The organism is Candidatus Tiamatella incendiivivens, from assembly GCA_015522635.1.
Classification (GTDB): domain Archaea; phylum Thermoproteota; class Thermoprotei_A; order Sulfolobales; family Acidilobaceae; genus Tiamatella; species Tiamatella incendiivivens.
In genome coordinates this window covers 92,533-109,784 of sequence record WALW01000007.1, presented here as the reverse complement: position 1 = coordinate 109,784, position 17,252 = coordinate 92,533, and the positions used below count along the sequence as shown (strand labels likewise).

The 17,252-nt window shown below is 41.5% G+C and carries 21 protein-coding genes; 8 read left to right on the top strand and 13 right to left on the bottom strand.

The window, feature by feature from the left end:
• Window positions 1-38: 38 nt before the first annotated feature.
• Window positions 39-365, bottom strand: coding sequence for a FeoA domain-containing protein (locus F7B60_01250; GenBank protein ID MCE4614143.1), 327 nt, complete (start codon window positions 363-365; stop codon window positions 39-41).
• 54 nt (window positions 366-419) lie between these two features.
• Window positions 420-1,328, bottom strand: a complete 909-nt coding sequence (locus F7B60_01245; GenBank protein MCE4614142.1) for a flippase-like domain-containing protein — start codon at window positions 1,326-1,328, stop codon at window positions 420-422.
• Window positions 1,329-1,442: 114 nt separating this feature from the next.
• Between F7B60_01245 and F7B60_01240 the strand changes: the two genes are divergently transcribed.
• Window positions 1,443-1,679 carry a hypothetical protein gene (locus F7B60_01240; protein MCE4614141.1) on the top strand — a complete coding sequence of 79 codons (237 nt, stop codon included), beginning with the start codon at window positions 1,443-1,445 and terminating at the stop codon, window positions 1,677-1,679.
• 110 nt (window positions 1,680-1,789) lie between these two features.
• Here F7B60_01240 and gatE read toward each other — a convergent pair whose 3' ends face one another.
• From gatE to F7B60_01225, 3 genes are all read right to left on the bottom strand, one after another.
• Window positions 1,790-3,709: a Glu-tRNA(Gln) amidotransferase subunit GatE gene (gene gatE / locus F7B60_01235; GenBank protein MCE4614140.1), complete on the bottom strand. Its 1,920-nt coding sequence runs from the start codon at window positions 3,707-3,709 to the stop codon at window positions 1,790-1,792.
• On the bottom strand, window positions 3,702-5,063 hold the full coding sequence (gene gatD, locus F7B60_01230; GenBank protein ID MCE4614139.1) for a Glu-tRNA(Gln) amidotransferase subunit GatD: 1,362 nt from the start codon (window positions 5,061-5,063) through the stop codon (window positions 3,702-3,704). The genes gatE and gatD overlap by 8 nt, the downstream gene beginning before the upstream one ends.
• 153 nt (window positions 5,064-5,216) lie before the next feature.
• The gene (locus F7B60_01225; protein MCE4614138.1) at window positions 5,217-5,387 is read right to left on the bottom strand and encodes a 30S ribosomal protein S30e; all 171 of its coding nucleotides are present in this window, start codon (window positions 5,385-5,387) and stop codon (window positions 5,217-5,219) included.
• A 137-nt stretch (window positions 5,388-5,524) separates the two neighbouring features.
• Here F7B60_01225 and F7B60_01220 point away from each other — a divergent pair, with 137 nt between their 5' ends.
• From F7B60_01220 to F7B60_01195, 6 genes are read left to right on the top strand one after another with little or no spacing between them, the layout of a single operon-like run.
• Window positions 5,525-6,787, top strand: coding sequence for a C/D box methylation guide ribonucleoprotein complex aNOP56 subunit (locus F7B60_01220; protein MCE4614137.1), 1,263 nt, complete (start codon window positions 5,525-5,527; stop codon window positions 6,785-6,787).
• A 5-nt stretch (window positions 6,788-6,792) separates the two neighbouring features.
• Window positions 6,793-7,497 (top strand): fibrillarin-like rRNA/tRNA 2'-O-methyltransferase, encoded by a 705-nt coding sequence (locus tag F7B60_01215; protein MCE4614136.1) that lies wholly within the window; start codon window positions 6,793-6,795, stop codon window positions 7,495-7,497.
• Window positions 7,494-7,937, top strand: coding sequence for a DUF61 family protein (locus tag F7B60_01210; GenBank protein ID MCE4614135.1), 444 nt, complete (start codon window positions 7,494-7,496; stop codon window positions 7,935-7,937). Before F7B60_01215 ends, F7B60_01210 begins: the two co-directional genes overlap by 4 nt.
• 13 nt (window positions 7,938-7,950) lie before the next feature.
• The gene (locus F7B60_01205) at window positions 7,951-8,916 is read left to right on the top strand and encodes a helix-turn-helix domain-containing protein (protein ID MCE4614134.1); all 966 of its coding nucleotides are present in this window, start codon (window positions 7,951-7,953) and stop codon (window positions 8,914-8,916) included.
• On the top strand, window positions 8,913-9,449 hold the full coding sequence (locus F7B60_01200; protein MCE4614133.1) for a nucleoside-triphosphatase: 537 nt from the start codon (window positions 8,913-8,915) through the stop codon (window positions 9,447-9,449). Before F7B60_01205 ends, F7B60_01200 begins: the two co-directional genes overlap by 4 nt.
• 26 nt (window positions 9,450-9,475) lie before the next feature.
• Window positions 9,476-10,678, top strand: a complete 1,203-nt coding sequence (locus F7B60_01195) for a tRNA (guanine(26)-N(2))-dimethyltransferase (protein ID MCE4614132.1) — start codon at window positions 9,476-9,478, stop codon at window positions 10,676-10,678.
• Window positions 10,679-10,692: 14 nt separating this feature from the next.
• Here F7B60_01195 and F7B60_01190 read toward each other — a convergent pair whose 3' ends face one another.
• The 6 genes from F7B60_01190 to F7B60_01165 form a co-directional block, all read right to left on the bottom strand.
• On the bottom strand, window positions 10,693-11,091 hold the full coding sequence (locus F7B60_01190) for a winged helix DNA-binding protein (GenBank protein MCE4614131.1): 399 nt from the start codon (window positions 11,089-11,091) through the stop codon (window positions 10,693-10,695).
• A 135-nt stretch (window positions 11,092-11,226) separates the two neighbouring features.
• On the bottom strand, window positions 11,227-12,315 hold the full coding sequence (locus F7B60_01185) for a hypothetical protein (protein ID MCE4614130.1): 1,089 nt from the start codon (window positions 12,313-12,315) through the stop codon (window positions 11,227-11,229).
• Window positions 12,316-12,352: 37 nt separating this feature from the next.
• On the bottom strand, window positions 12,353-12,688 hold the full coding sequence (locus F7B60_01180) for a hypothetical protein (GenBank protein MCE4614129.1): 336 nt from the start codon (window positions 12,686-12,688) through the stop codon (window positions 12,353-12,355).
• 184 nt (window positions 12,689-12,872) lie between these two features.
• A complete protein-coding gene (locus F7B60_01175) occupies window positions 12,873-13,169 on the bottom strand; it encodes a signal recognition particle protein Srp19 (protein MCE4614128.1) in 297 nt (98 codons plus the stop codon).
• An 81-nt stretch (window positions 13,170-13,250) separates the two neighbouring features.
• The gene (locus F7B60_01170; GenBank protein MCE4614127.1) at window positions 13,251-13,643 is read right to left on the bottom strand and encodes a 30S ribosomal protein S8e; all 393 of its coding nucleotides are present in this window, start codon (window positions 13,641-13,643) and stop codon (window positions 13,251-13,253) included.
• Window positions 13,644-13,684: 41 nt separating this feature from the next.
• A complete protein-coding gene (locus F7B60_01165; GenBank protein MCE4614126.1) occupies window positions 13,685-14,278 on the bottom strand; it encodes an inosine/xanthosine triphosphatase in 594 nt (197 codons plus the stop codon).
• A 98-nt stretch (window positions 14,279-14,376) separates the two neighbouring features.
• Between F7B60_01165 and F7B60_01160 the strand changes: the two genes are divergently transcribed.
• Window positions 14,377-15,126: an undecaprenyl diphosphate synthase family protein gene (locus tag F7B60_01160; protein ID MCE4614125.1), complete on the top strand. Its 750-nt coding sequence runs from the start codon at window positions 14,377-14,379 to the stop codon at window positions 15,124-15,126.
• On the opposite strand, the gene F7B60_01155 is transcribed toward F7B60_01160, so the two are convergent.
• Window positions 15,083-16,243 carry a DUF373 family protein gene (locus tag F7B60_01155; GenBank protein MCE4614124.1) on the bottom strand — a complete coding sequence of 387 codons (1,161 nt, stop codon included), beginning with the start codon at window positions 16,241-16,243 and terminating at the stop codon, window positions 15,083-15,085. The two genes, F7B60_01160 and F7B60_01155, sit on opposite strands and share 44 nt — an antisense overlap.
• Before the next feature lie 105 nt (window positions 16,244-16,348).
• The gene (locus F7B60_01150) at window positions 16,349-17,227 is read right to left on the bottom strand and encodes a hypothetical protein (GenBank protein MCE4614123.1); all 879 of its coding nucleotides are present in this window, start codon (window positions 17,225-17,227) and stop codon (window positions 16,349-16,351) included.
• Between the last annotated feature and the right edge of the window lie 25 nt (window positions 17,228-17,252).

The window sequence follows — 17,252 nt, the reverse complement described above, 5'->3', positions numbered from 1 at the left end:
ACACCTCTCCCGGTAACAGCAGGAAAGACAGGAGACGATCACTCCGTATTCTCTACAATAACCCTGGAAGCTATGCCTCTACCAAGAGCGATCTCAACGCCATTAACTCTAACTATAATAGGAGTCCAAGGATAATTCAAATCGTTTTTCACTACTTCTATCTCTGCACCCTGAATTATTCCCATAGATGCAAGCCTACTATTAGCATTCCATCCCCCTAGAATATACTTTACTCTTACCTTACGACCAGCGGGAACTCTTTCAAGGACAGGGTCATTTGACGGTCCCTCGTTCCAAGGTCCCATTCCTCCCCATCCTCTTCCACGTCCATATCCTCCCCAGAAATCGCTACCCATCCATTTCATTACTATCCACGCTCGATCCTATTTGACAAATATAGTTCAGAAGATAATTATAAGTTATCCATATATGTCTTTTGACTTCCTCCGCCAGATCAAGCGCACTCCAAGGTGAACCATTGCTAGAAGTCCTAATAGACCCGGTATTATTGATATGATTACTCTCTCAATAATTAGGTATTGGCCAACGAAACTTGTTCCAAGACCAGCAGCCTTCAGTGTTATAGCTGTAAGAGAATCCATAACGCCGAGACCTGCAGGTATTGGGACTGGAAGCCCTAGTCCTAGCATTTCAACTAATAAAACAGCAGGAGCCCCTAGTAATACGTTATTTAATCCTAGCGCCTTTAATAGTACTGCTATATGAAACATGTTAAGCACCCACATTACTATTGTAGTTAAAGCTGAGGTTACTCTAGTCCGTTTCTCGGGTTCTTCCCCAAAATCTGCCTCACCCCCCATAAACTTTGACAAGTATTTACCAACCTTGGGAAGTCTATTGGCCCACTTCTCTATGCCGATACTGAAACGTGACAAGCTCCCTTGAATGCTTAGTATAAAGGGTATCAGAACCATGAAACCTACACTTAGGTATAACGGATTCAATCCTAGTATCACTCCTATAATCAACCCTATAAAAAGACCTAGTATTGAAAGCCCATCCAGCATTCGCTCATATGCGACACTAGCTATGACCCCAGATCCCGGCTTATCTTTTAGTATAAGTGTAACTCGATAGCCTTCAGAACTCAACCTCCCTAGGGGAGTAAATGTGAAAACAGCATAGCTTGAAAGGTAAGCTATAGAGACTCTTGTAAAATTTTCCTTAACACCATAACTTCTGAGTAACACATACCATCTTGCGAAGCTTAAAAGCAAGCCAGCAAGATAGAGAGTTAACGCTACTATGAAACTCCCCCAGCTTATTCCCGTCGGTGTCGACACATGCGGTATCTCTGTTACATTCATTTGACTGCTTACACCTATATTGTATCCTTTTCACATGGAAAGCTGAATTTTATGGGGTTAGAATATCTTATATATAATACATTATTCCCCCCGAATTCAAGAGTGGTGGAATGGTTGCCTGAATGCCCTAGACTTGATTTCAATAGAGTATTAAAGGCTCTCAAGCGAACTCTTCTCGTTTATACATATGGAATAGTCAGTTTCATAGCCCTAGACATCGCCGTCTTCTATCTTTATAAAATTAACACTGATCTTATGTGGCGCCTGAAAGTAACTATAGTTGGCGGTATCCTAAGCATAGTTTGGCTTTTTTCATGGTGGCTCGTCATAAGATGGGTTGAGAGAAAATAGGTGATGGAGGGTCATACAAATGCCTTCTCGTCACACCGGAGTATTCAGTGTCGGGAGTACATATCATCCCCCTATATGATTCTTTGACGTTCTAAGTTTTTTAGCTTCCACTAGAGAAGTATTTTTGCAAGCTCCTCCCTGACTATTTCGGCTATCTTCTTGCCGTCGAATCGTCCTCTAACTCTAGCCATAACTCTACCCATTATCAACCCAAAAGCTCTATCCCCCTTCTCTTTGACGCTATCCAAGTTATCCTCAATTATACTTACAACCAGTCCTCTAATATCTTCCTCAGTTAAACCAGTCAGACCAAGTCCTTCAGCAATCTGACGTGGATGCTTACCCGGGTTCTCAGCAATTTCCCTGAGAATCTGCTCCACTGCTTCTTTACCAATCTCTCCTCTAGCGACCATCTCTATAGTTTCTTCTAGAGTGTTTTCTTGTATATGCTCTACTGGAACACCCTCTCCTTTCATCATAGGTATTATATTTGTGAAAACACTAGCTATCCAAGTGCAGTTCAATTTATCCTTGTATTTTTCAGCAAGCAAAGTATAGGTATCTAAGTAAGGGGATCTAATTAACTGCAAGGCTAATTGCTTATTTAAACCGTATTTTTTAGACAACCGCTTTACGAGGATGTCTGGATGTGGGGGCTTAAGCTTCTCGGCCTCCTTAAGTAATTTACTCGTAATAAGTGTGGGAGGAATATCGGTCTCCGGATACATCCTAGCACTTCCAGGTCTAGGCCTTAGAAACCTCGTTGTACCGTCTGGAAGGCATTGCCTCGTCTCTTCAGGTACTCCATCGAATGCTTGTATTATTCTATCTAATACTGCTCTCAAAGCTTTGAAGGCTTTCTCCTCATCGTCAGCTACAAGTATAAAAGCGTCCTTTTCCTCATTCAATCCTAGAGCCTTGTAAACCATGTCTAACTCGCTCTGTGTTATACCATATGCAGGGAGTTCGTCACTATGGAATAGCCCTCCTACTCCAGCCCAGAATCTTGCATAGTCAGCTAATTCTGTTCCAAACCTCCTACTAGGAACGAGTTCATATCCGGGTATTCCCCTCATCCCTCTAAGAGCAACGCCTAGCAACTTACCTCCTTTCTTTAGAGTTTCACTTATTATCTTACTCTTTGTTCCTGTGAACATATCAGTCAGATCATATATTTCCGGGCTAATATTATCCTTGGATAATCCCCGCTCACTAAGCATAATCTTAAGTTTTAGGAGCCTGTGTTGGCGTAGTGCTTCCATTTCAACTGCTTTAGGTATAAGCTCCAATGTTTGAACTCCCTTGATTTCCGTTATCGCTCCGCCACGTATACTCACGTTTACGTCTTGCCTTATTGTTCCAATACCCCTCCTAACCTTTCCAGTTAGCCTGAAAAGAAGCCCCAGATGATAAGCTACATTTTTGGCTTCCTCCGGAGACTCTATATCTGGAGCTGTAGCTACTTCTATAAGGGGTATACCAAGTCTATCGAGCTTATAGACCGTTACCAGACCTTTCTCCCCAAGCTTCCTTGAAGCATCTTCCTCCAATACAACTGTTTGTATACCTATATGTTTCCCTTCCACTTTAATGCTCCCACCAAGAGCTACAAGAGAGGTTCTCTGGAATCCGCTGGTGTTACTACCGTCAATAACTATCTTCCTCATTGTGTATACTTCATCCACGGGTTTCGAGCCTAGAGACGATGCAAAACCAAGTGTTACTAAGAGTGCTTCTCTATTAAGCGGATGAGGAGGTTCCTCATCCGCTTCTACTAGGCAGGAATGATTGACTGGCACATTATACAAGTATTTTCTCCCTTTTTCCCACTCAAACAATGCAGCGGGATCTATTTCGCCTAGCTCACTTCTTGTAGGCCTCAGTCTTCTAAGAAATTTCTCCTCTTCTTCACTTTCAGGTGCCAATTCCGCAGGGCAACCGCAGAATAATTTATGAGTAGTTGCTAGTTGTTGATGTAATTCCAGGCCAACCTTTAGACCAAGTTCCTTATAATCCAGTTTCTCAGCCATGATACCACCTCGGATAGCTTCTAAGAGTGGTCCTATCATCCATCTCTCCCACTATGTTCTGACGGAAAAGCCTCTTAATCTCAGGGAATTCGAGTCCCTGCCCAAGAAGCCAGGATAACTTAACATAAGCTGTCTCTGACAACATGTCTTCCGCAGGAATAACACCTGCCCTAAGCATTCTTCTACCAGTCGAGTATACGTTGAGGTTTACTCTACCAAATATGCATTGACTTGTAGATATTACAGGTATCCCGTTATCCACGGCCCGTTCTATACTTTTTATCGCTTTATTTGACACATGTCCAAATCCTGTTCCTTCAATTACTATTCCCTGATATCCCCTATCGACCAGCATATCAATCATTTCCCCATTCATTCCGGGATAATGCTTGACTAAACCAACTTTATCCGAGTAATCGGCCTTCAGTTGAACGGATCCGCTGAAAGGTTTCCTGAACAGTGGCTCACCTATTTGCTCGAACATCATTTTCTCAGGGTATACCTTCAAGAGGGGTAGAGTATTTATGGACTGGAATGCGTCCCTTCTACTAGTATGCATTTTCCTTACTCTCACACCTCTGTGAGCTAATGCATAATCGTCTCCCGTCACTCCATGCATAACTACGATGCTTTCCCTTACATCGCTTCTAGAGGCTACGAGAACAGAAGATATAATATTAAAAGCTGAATCGCTACTGGGTCTGTCACTACTCCTCTGGCTCCCTGTAAATACCAGGGGGCCAGGAAGAGTTTCCCTAAAAGCGAATGCTAGTGCTGCTGCTGTATAACCCATGGTATCTGTTCCATGTGCTACAACAATACCAGTAGCTCCTTTTTCGAAGAGATCGTAAACTTTTTCAGCAAGCCTACTCCAATGGCGTGGTGTCATATCCTCACTGAATATATTGTATAACTCGTATACCTCCACTTCAGCTAGACTATGGAGCTCAGGAACCGCTTGCAAGAGTTCTTCAGTGCTTATATAGGGATATACTGCACCAGTTCTATAATCTATCCTACTGGCTATAGTCCCACCTGTGCCGACTATGTAAACCTTTTTCTCAGGCGGCTTTCTGGAGTGCTCATCGAGATATACCGTAGTCCCTGAAGGTTTCGCTTCCTCGGATTCGTCGATCTTCTCTATTACAGTTGAATCATCTATTTTAACGCCAATATTGTACCCATTAGACAGTTTAATAACTAGTATATCAGGCGATGAGAGCATGTATCTAGGGAGAACTCTTCCCTCTACTGTGAAGCCATCTTTCCTTGAAACTAGGACTGGACTTCCTATGTCAGCGGCAGCACTTTGTAGTTTTTCCTTAACTATACCACGATACTCGGTTTCATCCAACCAATATCCCCTCTAGGGATTAATAGCCGTTTAGGTAGTCTGTTTACTCCTAGTATTTTAACTTCGAGCAAACGAAAACTTAACATAACAATGCACATTTGACTAGATAATTTTGGGTTGGACTGAATCGAATTAAAAGTATAACCCGTAGGTTCAGAACCTTCTCCTTCTCCTGCTCTGCTGGGAAGATGCTTGCAGTATCCTTACAGTATATTTGCTCTTGTTCCTTATTCTCGGCGGTTTATTCTTCCTCGACTTCGGCTCTATTTTCGGCGTTAACTCCCTAACTCTGCCTGCTTTCGTAAGTGAACCATGACTCGGCATTTTACGTTACACCTCCTCCAACCAAGAAAATAGTTTTAGGAGGTATTTAAGGTTAGGGTACGATGGAAACCTATTATTTTATAGTCTCTATGCTATTTATAATACTTAAGTATAATCAGTGAGTGGTGATCGGAGAATTGGAGGCATATATACTTGATTCTGTACTGGGGAGCTATGCGTTCTCCAGTGATGGGGGTTTAATCGCATATAGCCATCCCCCAAATGACATTGACGAAACAGTACATCAGGCTCTCCAATTGGAGGAGGGTGAACTTACCTCAGCACTTGAGCAACTGCTTGACGTATTGAAAGAGAAGGGTGTCGATAAGGTATATGTGGAAGACGAGGCCATTGTCCCTAAAGTCAATAAGAAAGGCTTTACAGCAGAGTATGTAGAAGGACACCCCATTCTAGCGGGAAAAAGAATAGGATTATTCGATCTGGCCGTTGAAACAGGGTTCCTCGAGTCCATTGCAACAGTAATGGACTTCATGCACAAGGCGACATCCGAGTATACGAGGAGGAAGCTGAGGACTCATGCACAGAAGAGAGATCAACTCGCAGCCCAAGCTATAAGGGCTACTGATGACATTGATAAAACTATAAACTTGTTTGTTGCCAGGCTTAGGGAATGGTATTCTGTACACTATCCAGAACTAGATGATTTAGTAGAGGATCATGAGAAGTATGTGAGAATAGTTTCTCAATTAGGTTCGAGAGACAATATAACAGTGGATAACCTGGTTAAACTAGGATTCAATAAGGGCGATGCAGCGAAAATAGCCGAGACTGCTAAAAAGAGTATTGGAGCAGACCTATCAGACTTTGATATCGATGCTATCCAGACTCTAGCAAGAATTACCTACGATTTATATCAGCTTAGAAACAATCTAGCCGGATACATAGCTTCAGTCATGAAGGAGGTAGCGCCTAATGTAACCGCTCTAGTAGGAGCTCTGCTAGGAGCCAGACTAATAAGCCTAGCAGGATCACTCGACAGGCTAGCCAGAATGCCAGCCAGTACAATACAAGTGCTTGGAGCTGAAAAAGCTTTATTTAGATCACTGAGAACAGGCGGTAGACCACCAAAACATGGAATAATATTCCAATACCCAGATATACATAAGAGTCCGAGATGGCAGAGGGGGAAAGTGGCCAGAGCTTTAGCTTCTAAACTAGCAATAGCTGCGAAAATAGATGCATTCACGGGAAGATACGTTGGAGATAGACTCAACGAAGAATTAGGGAAACGTGTTGAAGAGATCAAGACTATCTATGCAAAACCACCTGCAAGGAAGAAGGAGGAAGAGAAGCCCAAGCCTTCAAGATTCCCTCGTAGACCTAGGAAAGGAGGCTATGGTAGAGGGCGTAAGAGAAGTAAGAAAGGAAGTAGGAGGTGAATGAAATGGTTGAAGCAATAGGTGTAAAAGAACACCCTAAATATAATGGTGTATACATTATAGAACTGGAAGATGGCAGCGAGAGGCTTGCAACGAAGAACCTAGTACCGGGTAATAGAGTATATGGTGAGAGACTTCACATAATAGATGGTGTAGAATATAGAGAATGGAATGCATATAGGTCAAAGCTCGCAGCAGGCATACTTAAGGGAATAGAGGAACTTCCAATAATCGAGGGGGATCGAATCCTCTACCTTGGAGCTGCAAGCGGTACAACACCCAGCCACATCAGTGATATAATTGGAGCTGAAGGTAGACTTTACGGTGTAGAATTTGCTCCGAGAGTCATGAGAGAATTCCTACTAGTCGTTGAAGCCAGAGAGAATCTATATCCAATACTGGGTGATGCCCGGTTCCCAGAAAAATATAGGCACCTAGTTGAAGGAGTAAACGGTCTATATGCAGATATAGCTCAGCCTGAGCAGGCAGCTATAGTAGTGAGGAACGCTAAGTTCTTCTTAGAAGACAATGGATACCTGTTGTTAGCGATAAAGGCCAGAAGCGTTGATGTAACTATGGAGCCCAGTGAAGTTTACAAGCGTGAGGTCCAGACACTGCGGGAAGGTGGGTTCGAGATAATGGATGTAGTACACCTCGAGCCGTTCGATAAGGATCACGCAATGGTGTACGCCAGGTATAAGAGGGAGTGAAGTTCAAAGAAGAGGGGAGCCTCCCTCCTGGAGGCTCTAATTTTATAATACGCAAATACCAGAGGGATATTGTTTCCTTATTTAATACCACCCCCAGGAAACGGAAAAGTCTGAAGCATATCCTAGAGGAGCAGGACTATACGATAGAACTTAAAGACGGAACTATACATAAGCTCGATAAGAATGAAGTCATATATGCTGCTGAAAATATTCCTTGGTACCTGCATCCTAGGACACTAATACCAATAGTTATCGAATATGCTGCAGTAGGCGATAAACGTGTTTTCAGGGTCATGGGAGATAAGTGGGACAGGAGAATAGTGGAAGTACTACTTAAGGGGGAGTTTGGAGTAGAAGGGGAGAGAATTCTTGAGTATAATGAGGTGGCCAAGTTAATTTCACTATATAAGAGCCTGTTTACTATAATATTATCATTGTAGGGTGTATATTGAGTTGATTAGTAGAAGGGGTTTGAAGGAGTTATTCTACCGGACGATAGGAATGCTATATAAGTACGCTGAAGAAGTCACTGTCCTCGATTACCCTCCAAGTCATACTAGGAGAAGCATTGACTTGATAGCTAAAATTAACGGTAAACCTGTACTTGTTAAAGTAACAGATGATATAGCAAATCTTCCTAGGACAGAAATTAACGAGCTCTTAGGTGCATCAAGAACCATCGGTACTTCACCTTTGATAATAGCGGATAGTTGGTCTGGTGAGAAATTAGTTGACTTTATTGCCTATGCTATATATGATTCCTATGCAATAACACCAGACACTCTGGAAGGGCTCTTATCGGGTAGGGGGAAGATTTATGTTAAGACTGCTAAAGATGGATTGCATGTCAGTATATCAGGTGAGAAACTCAAAGAGGCAAGATTGGAATCTGGCCTCAGCCTTGGAAACGTAGCTGAGCATGTAGGTGTTTCCCGTAAAACTATATATGAATATGAGAGGGAAACTCTAGAACCCAACATTGAGAGAGGTAAGAGGCTACTTGAATTATTCGGGAACAACATTCTTGATCCCATAAACCTGTTCCAGTCAACTAGGACTAAATCATCTAAGGAAACCCAAGCACACAACCCATGTGAGGAAACGGTGATAAACGAAATAAAGGCTCTTGGAGGGGATGCATTCCATCTTAAGAGGTCCAGCATAGATATAGCAGCACGCTTGGACGAAAGGATACTCTTTGTAGTAGAGCATAAAAAGACAGGTCTTGAAAAATTATATGCGAAACTTGAGAACACAGGTAAAGCAAGTAAAGTAGTTGAAAGTAAAGCATTCTACATTTATGACTCTACTTCCATATCTAAGGCAGATGTTGAGGCTACTGGCTTAGAACCTATAAGAGCAAAAGATGTTCCAGACTATATTAGGAAAGAAATAGCTAGGAAGGAAAGAAAGGATTGATAGCAAGAATAGGTTTAACGGGCCCTCCAGGCTCAGGTAAGACTACTATCGTTAAGAAAGCCGTTTCGCTCCTTACTTCTCGGGGATGCGAAGTCACCGGGTTCTATACTCCAGAAGTCAGGGTAGGAGGACAACGCCTCGGTTTCCAAATAGAGGACATAGAAACTGGGCGAAAAGTCTGGCTAGCTAAAAGAAACATAGGAAGCAGGTTCCGAGTGGGGTCTTATGGAGTACTAATGGAAGCAGGTGCTTTCATGCATGAAATCCTAGCCAGATCGCTTGACTCAGATTTCATTGTGATTGACGAGATCGGGCCTATGGAACTTGTATTTTCAAGCGTTGAAATGGAGATGAAAAGGATTCTTGCGATTGCCGAAAGATTTCTAGTAGTCTATCACCGGAGGTTAAGAAATAGCCACCCGGAGATCTTTAACTTGATAAAAAGTAAAGGGAAAACTTTTTGGATTGATAAAGATAATCGGGATAATACATGGAAAACTGTAGAAACTGAGCTTATATCAGTATGCAAGTAAGTAGGGGTGCATAGGAGGATTGAGAATTGCTCGAGAATCTTATAGAAGTACAAGAAGGAAAAGCACGACTCTTAATACCTAATCCAGCAAGGTATAAGCGGTGGGATGGTAGGTTCGAACCCAGCTGGGCTCCCGTATTTTATAATCCCCTGATGATTTTCAATAGAGATATAAGTGTGTTAGCGTTATCAGCATATTATACCTTATATTGTCCTAAACGAAGCATTAAAGCTGTTGACCTATTATCAGCCACGGGTGTCCGTGCTATAAGGTATTCATTAGAATCCAGAGGGATTGAAAAAATTTATGCAAACGATAAAAATCCTAGGGCATATAGCCTGGTAAACAAGAACATAAAGTTAAACAACCTTGAAGACTTGGTTGCACCGCTAAACTATGAGGCGAACTACGCATTACTGCACATTAAAACGATACTAAATGAACCAATACTTTATGTTGACATAGACCCCTACGGTAGCCCTCTACCCTTTACAGATAACTCTATTCGACTCGTGGGGCACAGGGGCATGATTGGTTTCACTGCTACAGATATAGCTCCAGTGGTGGGTGCTAGGATAAAAGCCGCAATTAGGAGATACTACAGTTTATCTGGTAAGACTCCTTTCTCCAGGGAACTAGGAATAAGGGTAATTTTAGGTGCAATAGCTAGAATAGGGGGTTCCCTGGAGAAAGGAGTCAAACCTCTGCTATCTTTTTATAGAGACTACTATGTCCGTGGATTTATCCTGCTAGAGAGGGGCCCTGAAAAAGCTAATAGATCGGTAAGCCAAATAGGATACCTCCGCTACTCCCCATATACAGGTTATACTTGTTATACTAATGGACCGGTACCCAGGGAATGTGAAATAGACCCCTATACGGGGAAGAGAATGTTAACTTATGGCCCCTTATGGACTGGACAGCTAGGGGAGAAGGAATTCATGGAGAACCTGGCTAGAGAAGTGGATTCACTGAAATCCCACTTGAAAGGCAAAATCCTCGAGTTTATAGGTAAGCTAATAGAGGAGTACGATACTTCTATCAATCCCCCATACAGACTCGATCATTGCGCTAGGCTTATGAGAGGCAAAATCCCTAAATCAAGAAAAGTAGTTGAATCATTGAAGAGCATAGGATATAATGCTGTAGTTAGTTACCTAGACCCACAAAGTATTCGGACTAATGCACCAGTAAGAGAGATTTTTAGAATATGCCGTGACCTTGTTTGAGGATGTATTTCACCTTATATTCTTCCCTTACTTTTCAACTCTTCCTTCAACTGGTCTATGAAAGCTGTTAAGTAAGGGCATCTGGTAGGATCATATATACTCCCCTCACCACATGTATCTAGGAAGGGACAAGTGAAACATGGTATATGAAGTGCAATACCAGGCTTTATTTTAAGCCTTCCCTCAGGTTGCACTATTTCAACATAGAAGATACGAAAAGTCTTTCTCCCATTATACATTTCTTCCTTTCTTCGAATAACACCTTTACGCAGAAGTCTTAGAATAAGCCTACTTCCCTCCCTACTATCTATATTAAGGATCTTCCTTAACTCTGCTTGCAGAATCCCTTTCTTGCCTGATTCCTTTATGATCCGCAACGCCTCTTCTTCTACTGTAACAGCCCTTTTACTCACTTGGAGTACACCTAATACTAATAAGCCTCGGGTATATACTATCGGTAAACCGGTATCCTCATTTATAATATTGCTTAGGAGGCTATTAAGTGTTTCAACGAGCGAATTAGTGGGTTAAGTATCCCGTGAAAAAGATTAAGAACTAGTGTGAATAGGTTCCTTGCCTATATACCTCACATATCCTGGGAGACCTGTTATCTCATGTGACCCGTATGAGGGTATTGTACCATATGTAGTTTCCTGTGACTTGCGCCCTAGATACACTATTATTACTGAGTCTTTGAACATCCTGGTATAGGTCTTCCTGATTGTTGCATCTACTATGTTTGCTGCTGATGCAATATTTTTCTGAATGAGCTTGTCTGTCTCTAATCCATAGAATCTGGATGTCAAAAACATGGTAGTGGCTGCTACAGCATACGAACTCCTTCCTTGTACCTTTACAATTCTATCAATTTTATCTAAGAGTTTGAGTGCAGCTATGACAACACTCTGCTCAACACTAAGCTTATTCCCTATTTCGACTAGGGCTCTTGTCGCTGCAGTTTTCACATTAGTAACTCTCTTTGATGCATCAGGAATTATTTTTCTAAGTATACCCGTCTTCTCAAGCTTAGTTAAGGCGTCCCACATTTTTTCTTTAGCGAAATCCCTACCATAGTACTTCATTATTTCAGGTATACTTATATTAACTCCGTGCGTTACACCTGCCTTATACAAGGATGCAGCCACAAAGTATTTCCTGTTACCGGTTTTAACTAGTCTTATCTTAATTGCTTCTCCTAATATCCGGGACGCTGTTGACAATAGTGCTGTATTGCTCTCTACACCTAGACTAACAGATAGATTAACCAACTCTTGCCTACTCGTAATCTCGCCCCTCTCACTTCTCTTCGTTTTCTTACTATTCTTCCTAATTTTAAGTGCCTCTAATCTCCTTGACCCTGTTAGCTTCTTACCAAGTCCGTCTCTTCTCGTGTCAATACTATAGACACCAATACCTCTATCATGCCTCGTTGGATCATTAGGGACAATGCCATCATTTCTCCTCTGCCTGCTCAACCCATCAGTATTGTATAGAATCTTTGAATCTATTTCCGTGTCGCAAACACATGTTCTAGTTATTGTGTTAAAATATGCGTGAGGATCATTGCATTCCTCTACACAGGTCAGGTTTGGATCATTAACGCCGGGATTCGAGAATCCCTTATTATCTATGGACACGTGTAAATATCCCCCAGCACCTTTCACCGGGGTATGATTATCTTTTCTTTCTCACAGAGTTTCTTCGCATGAAATTCTTCTGTTTTCGAGGTCCTTTCCGCCTCTCAAGTTTATGCCTGGGTTTCCGCCGGCTTCTGGGAGGTTCTACATATACGGGTTCTCCTATCGAGACCTGGGCCCCGGCGTCTAGTTTGATCACCGCATATGGGCTTTCTACGGGGCCTATTATGTCTATGAGCCTCCCAATAGGCGTCATTTCCTGTTTGCTACAAATTCTTAAGCCGAGTTTTGGTGGTTTTCGAATATTACCCAGTCTTACTGTTATTAGTTTTCCTGGAGCTATAGTGTATACAGTTCCGAGTTTCTGCTTCATATCGGATTATCCCATGATGCCCCGGTTATCGGTGCCGGAATATAGTAGTTTTGTTTGAGGAGGGATTTAACGGTAAATCAAACGTTCATGGGGTTATCAGAAGTATTAGAGTGTAGAATGAAACTACACATAGTGGAAAACACTAGCTATATACTGGAGGTCTAGATATGAATAAAGACATAAATCAATGCCCCCTCTTTTCCTCGATTCTTTTGACAATCATTCTCAGCAACTCAATTTTCGACCCCTTCTTCGCAACAAGAACACATCCTCTACTATACATCCAGTTCCTCGAATACTTAACTTCAACCAACTCAGGATCCAAACCCAGCTCAACTGAGGCATCATAAACCTCTTCAACCGACGGCTTTTTAATAGAATCACTTACAGATAATTTCCTTCCCAACCTTCTAGTTCTAGTTGAATCTATGTTCTCAGGCCAAACAACCATTTTGATACCAGCATATTCTCTTTTAGTCAAATGAAACCACCATAACAAGAATAGAACGTGGAAACCAATAAAGAGGAAGAACACTCTATTAGAACAAGTTCATGCGAAGGTCTAAGAAACGAGTACGGCGTTTATAACACCTTCCTGACCCGGTCTACTGACCACAACGGCTAATCCCTTCTCAGTCTCGATTACAGTGCCCTTAGTGATAATGTTTCTCCTCTTATATTCCCTATTAGCAGGCGTCTCTGAGACCTCAAGTACTTTAGCTCTAAACGCCGTACCAGCTTTTTTATCGATAACATTAGCATATACTGCCTTATTTAACCTTAGTTTAAATCCTCCTCCTCTAACCCTAAGCTTCTTCCTCTCTTCCTTCTCTTCGGATGCTAATATAGTAGGCACAAAGTACCTTCCAGACAATGCCCTTTTCTTAGCTTTATAATTGTACCTCCTTTTTCCACCACTAGGCTTCTTCCTATCCCTCTCGTGGTATACAGCCATTAACTATCCCTCAATAATTCACCTTAGGCATTGTTGGAGGATTATAAGTCTATTCCGAATACATCCTTTAGCCTATCTATATAATCCATGTAATATGGAAGTACAGCCGTATCACCCTGTATCCAAGGCTTTAACGCCATTAACAACGCATTCACTGTTAGATCAAAACGAGTCACTAAACCATGAGTCATACAACCTATATAACCTAGATTCTCTTTAATATTGATACTGCTCCTATACTTTGACCCGACTTTAGCCAGCTCGGTTCCCATTGAAACTCCCATAGCCTCGTGTTCATATAACTCAAAACCTTGGCTTAATCCTAGGCTAATCCTTCCTTGGCGATCTACTACAATGGCAATTTGTTGTATAATATAACCAGTGGGGGCAGGATATGGAATTATTCCGGATTCAACTCCAGATGTGAAACAGTCTCCACAAATATTCCTGGTTTTAACCGCTCGAGTTAACGCTCCAGCAAGCGTTTCAACTAAACCCACAGGTTGAGGTGGTATTCCCGTTTCTACACTAACACCTTTTACATTGGTAATACCAATTTTCCCGAAGGCTAACTTGGCTGCGAGGACTTTCATGGAGTTATCCGTACCTATCAACGCTTTACTTGTAACCCCCAATATATATCACCATAGAATTATCAATGGACTTGTTTAATCTTAATATATTGATTAGCCGAACATTCATACAAGGCTAAACTGACCATGGGGATGAAACGTTGGAAAATAGTATTACAGGTAACCTTGCTACATCTGCCACGAAAATCCAGAGGAAAATAAAGGAACTAGTCAAAGGATCAGTGGACACATACCTAGACCCATCCAAACTACCGTTACATGTGGGTATCATCCCGGATGGGAATAGGAGATATTCCCGTCTCGCAAACCTCTCATATAAAATAGCGTATAACCTCGGTTATGAAAATTTGAGGAATATAATGAAGGAACTCTTAAGAATCGGGGTAAAATATCTATCAGTTTACGCGATGTCGCTAGACAACTGTATGAAAAGGGGTAGTGAAGAACTTGAAACTCTCTATGATCTCATTGTAAGAGGAGTGGAAGAGCTATCTAGAGATGAGGACCTAATTAGCAACGGGATAAGAGTCGTCTTCTTTGGAGATCTCTCATTACTACCTGGCAGTATAGTTGACAGGATACTCAAGCTTGAAAACTCTACAAAGAATAGGATTGGTGGAATACTAAGTATAGCTCTTTGCTATAGCACTGTTTGGGAAATTAATATGGATAAAAAAGGAGTGGAGAGACCTATAAGCTATAGAATGCTTCCACCGATCGATCTTGTTATTAGAACGGGAGATCGGAAAAGATTAAGCGACTTTTTCCCGGTAAACGCTAGGTATGCGGAGTTATATTTTTCCGAGAAACCATGGCCTGCGTTCAGTATAGCAGATCTCTACCAGGCTATTCGCTGGTTTCAGGGTGTTCAGAGGAACTTTGGGAAATAGCTTCATATTTTCCTGTTACTCTTAAATATACATATAGCATCGCAATTATTCCTAGACCCCCAAACAGTATCTGCAGGAAACCTGACTCAAGTATCACCGTGGATAATAAGTCAGAGCTCGGGTTAGCTGGGAGACTCCTGAGTCCGTCTCCTAGAACGTATCCTGCAAGTATCAGCGTGATAGTTACCAGTATTTTGAGGGTTTCATCATACATTTTCTTCTTGTTTAACTCCATGTAAACCATTAATCTACCTATCTGGAAAGCTAGTACACCGAAGCCGAAGATTATTAATGGATACCAGAGAATATATCCAATTCTATGTACAATATCCTCTGATACCGACCAGTTATAATAGATAAGGAACAATGATAGGATGGCATTTAGTGTTAAAGTAGCATTTGCAACAACTATGAGATGGTAATGCTCCCCTCCAGGGATGAAGAAGGCTTTAAGGTCAGTCGCAAGTTTCTCTAGATACGGTTCCAGGCTGAATCCTCTTACTATCATTGCTAATGCAAGTATAACAGCTCCAGCCTCAACCGCATATGTGAACCAATTCATTATTGTCAATATAGCCCCCACAAGGATTATAAGCCCGGGGACTCCTACGAAATACTTGGAGAACCTAGGTTCAAATATTGCCTTTTTAATAAGCCTACCAAGTATGACATAAGTTGTTTCAATACCCACGTGTTGCGTGACTACTATTCTTTTCACACTGATAATATCCACAGTATTGGATATTACAGGTATCACTGTTTCATCTTCAGCTCCGTCCGTAACGATAATTGCCCTTATCTTTCTTTTCTCTAGTCCAAGCTTCTCTAGAACATTATCTAGCTCCGAGAGTATTCTCATATGAGCTTTAACACTATTAACAGGATCGCCTGCTAAAACACCTATATAGACATTACTACCAGTTTTCTCGAGTTCTCTATACAATTTGATGCCTTCGTAAATCGCATTAACATCACTATCTTCAGGGTATTGTAAAGCGAAATGCTGAACAGCTTCTAATACAGCCTCCTCTCCTATTATAGGAGTTTGGATGCCAGCATTGCCTAAATCATCGTCGACATCTATTACCAATACTAGAATAGGCCCCGAATCAGTCATCCCCGGCTCCTCTAGTAAGTTAATTATTGTTCTTGCTAGAATAAATATTGTGAGATGTATCGAAAATTAACTTATAGGTTAAACCCAGAAACTCGGCCAATTCCCTTATAGCTCTCCGTACAGTATCTTCATCTCTTCAAGCGTCAGTCTCTCTCCCTTCTTCATCTTATCCATGACCTGTTTTCTCCTTTCTTCTACAAATTCTTCAACTTTCTTAGCGTCCTCTCCCATACGAACAGCGCGTAGCTGTTCATTCAGAATCTTAAGCTGGGACTTTAGTTGAGTCCTCTCCTTTGATAATCCTTCAATGTTTTTACTTTTCTCCTCGATATCCTCAGTCATAATATCGATTTGTTTATTAAGATCATTGACGTCACTGCTCAAGCCAGATATTCTCTCCTTAACTTTACCAATATTCTCTCTAATTTCCCTCAGTTTTGCAGTAGTATCCTTGAGTTCTACTCTTATCTTCGCTAATTCTGCTTTGATGGATATGAACTGCGTCTTTAGCTTCTTTGCTTCACGAGCCTTCTCCAATAGTTCTTCTAATTCCATAATCCTTCTTACTATCTCGTTTTCTTCTTGTGAAGATAGAACTTGGGTTTGCTGTTTCCATTCAAGTTGCTGTATTCTTCTTTGTATAGAAGATATGCTTACCCTCATGATACTGTCATCCTTGAATTGTTCCTTGAACTTCTTCAATTCATCTATTTTGTCGTGTAACATTTTACTTAGCTCGTTTCTCTTCTCTTTTTGTTTATTTAGCTCTTCAAACAACTTGTTCTTCTCTTCGCGGAGTTTCTTCAATTCCTCTATAAGCTCTCTTCTCCTATCGAGGAGTTCCCTTCTTTTCCTTCTCTCAATCTTAATCTCATCGATAAGAATGCTTCTATGTTCAATTATTTCCTTAAGTTTCTGCCTTAATTCCGTTATTTTGTTAAGCATATCCTTCTCCTGAACCTCAACGTTTTCTGCTTCTTGCAAGACTATCGACCTACCCACCCATTAA

Coding starts and splice junctions, on each gene's coding strand:
- F7B60_01215 (MCE4614136.1), top strand. CDS start 6,793: ATGGTTGAAGCAATAGGTGTAAAAGAACACCCTAAATATAATGGTGTA.
- F7B60_01155 (MCE4614124.1), bottom strand. CDS start 16,243: ATGACTGATTCGGGGCCTATTCTAGTATTGGTAATAGATGTCGACGAT.
- F7B60_01170 (MCE4614127.1), bottom strand. CDS start 13,643: ATGGCTGTATACCACGAGAGGGATAGGAAGAAGCCTAGTGGTGGAAAA.
- F7B60_01245 (MCE4614142.1), bottom strand. CDS start 1,328: ATGAATGTAACAGAGATACCGCATGTGTCGACACCGACGGGAATAAGC.
- F7B60_01180 (MCE4614129.1), bottom strand. CDS start 12,688: ATGAAGCAGAAACTCGGAACTGTATACACTATAGCTCCAGGAAAACTA.
- F7B60_01250 (MCE4614143.1), bottom strand. CDS start 365: ATGAAATGGATGGGTAGCGATTTCTGGGGAGGATATGGACGTGGAAGA.
- F7B60_01225 (MCE4614138.1), bottom strand. CDS start 5,387: ATGCCGAGTCATGGTTCACTTACGAAAGCAGGCAGAGTTAGGGAGTTA.
- gatE (MCE4614140.1), bottom strand. CDS start 3,709: ATGGCTGAGAAACTGGATTATAAGGAACTTGGTCTAAAGGTTGGCCTG.